At 74.0% G+C, this 2,799-nt stretch carries 2 protein-coding genes; both read right to left on the minus strand.

Features of this window, described 5'->3' with window-relative positions; all coding sequences use genetic code 11:
* Positions 1-104: 104 nt before the first annotated feature.
* On the minus strand, positions 105-1,706 hold the full coding sequence (locus AB0I76_RS26950; RefSeq protein ID WP_357041046.1) for a glycosyltransferase: 1,602 nt from the start codon (positions 1,704-1,706) through the stop codon (positions 105-107).
* Positions 1,703-2,799 (minus strand): glycosyltransferase family 4 protein (locus tag AB0I76_RS26955; protein WP_357041049.1); only part of this gene is annotated, 1,097 nt, incomplete at its 5' end. The genes AB0I76_RS26950 and AB0I76_RS26955, both read right to left, overlap by 4 nt.

Here is a 2,799-nt window from a genome sequence, read left to right on the forward strand (position 1 = left end):
GTCGCGGCATAGGCCACAAAGAGGACATACAAGCGACCGAAACTGCAAGATCGCGGCGGAGAGGGGGCTGGAGCGCGAGGGGTGGGGTGGGGTGGGGTGGGAGATCAGTGGGGGCGGCGGAGGGTTCGGCGGATCTGGGCCATGATCCGGTTCGGCGTTACCGGCACCACCGAGATCATCAGGCGGCCCGACTCGTCGAGGACCGGGGTGATCACGTACAGGCGGGTGCCTCTCCGGCGCAGCAGCGGCGCGGTCGCGCGCAGGCGGGGGGCGCGCAGCGCGGTGGAACCGCCCGCGCCGGTGGCCCGGTTGGCGCCCTGCGCGAGGCCGGGGTCGAAGGCACCGAGCTGGGCTGATACGGCCCGGCGCCGCCCGGTGGGCCCGGCGCCGGCGAGCAGGTCGGCGGCCCGGAAGCGAATCCGCAGCGTCGTACCGTCCGGACCGGCCGCGAGCTCCTCCGTCTCCCCCGGGATCTCCTCGGCGCTGACGCTGATCCGGTCGACGCCCAGGGCCGTCAGGTCCGGCACCGGCGTGCCGGCGGTGATCGCGAGGATCCGCTCCCCCCGGGCGTCGGTCTCCCAGGCCAACGCCGTGACGTCGAGCTTCACGGCCCAGTCCGGGGCGGTCGTCACGTCGAAGCAGGAGTCGGGCACGCTGCGGCCCGGAGCCCGGAAGCCGGGGTACGCGGCGTACCGCCGGTCGCCGTCGACGACGGTGGCGGGCACGCCCGTCCGGGCGTCCTGCCGGATGACGGCGAGCAGGTCGTCCAGTGTGCCGTCGCGGGTCAGCGCGAACCGGATGCGGGTCTCCGCGTTGAGCTGGAGCGCGATGTCGTCGGTCAGGTACGCGGCGACCAGCCGGCCCACGCCGGCGTGCACGAGTTGCTGGGTCTCCCGGTCCAGGCGGAGCAGGTCGTCCTCGAGCAGCTTGGCGATCTCGTGGTCGAAGCGGCGGGCCAGCACCGCGTCGCGCTGTTTGCCGGGGGCGATCAGGTCGGCGACGAACGCGGTGGTCGCCTCGACCGTGCGCAGCCGGTCCGCGTGCCGGCTCAGGTAGGTGATGTTGGTGCCGCTGAACCGGCGGACGGCGTGGTAGTACTCGTAGTCGGCCAGCACCGAGATGCGCCGCGCCCGGTAGCAGGCCTCCAGCGTGAACGGCAGGTCGCTGCCGATCGGCATGCTCTCCGGGTAGCGGATCCGGTGCCGTTCCAGCAGCTCCCGGCGGAACAGCTTGGTGTTGGCCAGCGACCGGGGCAGCGGCGAGTCGAACAGGTCCAGGTCCGGTTCGGTACGGGCGAAGATGTCCTGGTAGATGTGCCGGCTGTTGACGCCGACGACCTTGCCCAGCACCACGTCGGACCGCCACTCGTCGGCCGCCTCGACCAGCCGGCGCAGGGCGTCGCGGCCCAGGTGGTCGTCGGCGCCGACGAAGAACACGTACCGGCCGGTGGCCACGTCCAGCCCCCGGTTGAAGGGGCCGGCGGGTCCGCCCGAGTTCGGCTGGTGGAGGACGGTGAACACGCCGGGGTGGCGGGCCGCGAACCGGTCCAGCTCGGCGCCGCTGCGGTCGGTGGACCCGTCGTCGACGGCCACGACCTGCAACCGGTCCAGTCCGATGGTCTGGTCGACCAGCGAGGCCAGGCAGCGGGTCAGGTACGGCATGGTGTTGTAGACCGCCACCACCACGCTGACGTCCGGCGTCCTCATCGCGGGGTCGCCTTGGTCCCGGAGGAGGCGGCGCTGCCGAGCAGGCGACGGTAGAGCGCGTCGAGCCGACCGGCCTGCGCCTCCCAGGTCCAGCCGGGCAGCGGCGAGTCCGGCCCGTCGTAGACGCTCCGGTAGCGCCGCGGGTCGGCCAGCACGGCGCGGATCGCGCGGACGAGGTCGGTGACGTCCCGGGCCCGGAACACCTCGCCCTGACCGGTGGCGCGAACGGTCTCCGCCATCGTCTTCACGTCGCTGACCACGATGGGCAGTCGCGCGTGCGCGTACTCGAAGAACTTGGTGATCAGGGCGATCTCGTGGTTCGGCCAGTGGTGGATGGGGATCAGCCCGACGTCGGCCGCGCCGAGGAACGCCGAGACCTGCCCGTGCGGCACGTACGGCACCACGTGCACCCGGTCGGCGACACCGAGCCGCGCGGCGGCGGCGCGCACCTCGAGGACGTACGCGGCGGACGGGTCCCCGGCCACGAGCGCGAGGTGCACACCGTCCAGTCGGGGCAGTGCCGCCACCACGTCGCCGACGCCCCGCTGCACCGCCATCGCGCCGCTGTAGACCAGCAGCGGGGTGTCGCGGCCGACGCCGCAGAGCTGCCGCAGGTCGGGCACCGGCCGGGCGTCGGCGGGCGGGACCTCGGTGACCGCCGGCGTGTTGAGCAGCACGGTCGGCGGTTCGGTCAGGTCGTGCTCGGCGCGCAGCAGGTCGGCGAGGGTGTCCGACACGGTGACCACGGCGTCGACCGCGCCGACGTACTCCCGCACGTAGGCCAGGTGGGCGGGCAACCACCGCACGTTGTCGCGCCGGGGCTTGGCCCCGGGCAGCCACTCGTGGGCGTCCCACACCAGGCGGACGTCGCGGCCGGCGTCGCGGGCCCGCCGTACCGCACGGGCGGCCACACCGAGCATGCGGAAGTCGTGGGCGTGGACCAGGTCCGGTGCCAGCGCGTCGAGCACCGTGCCGAACGTGCGCTCGTAGGTCCACAGGCCCGGCTCCAGCCGCCGCCAGGCCCGGTCGCCCTGCACCGTCCGCCACAGGGCGACCTGGGCGTGCTCGACCGGGCGGCGCGACTCGCCCGCCG

Origin of the sequence: Micromonospora sp. NPDC049799, assembly GCF_040656655.1 — a bacterium.
GTDB lineage: Bacteria > Actinomycetota > Actinomycetes > Mycobacteriales > Micromonosporaceae > Micromonospora.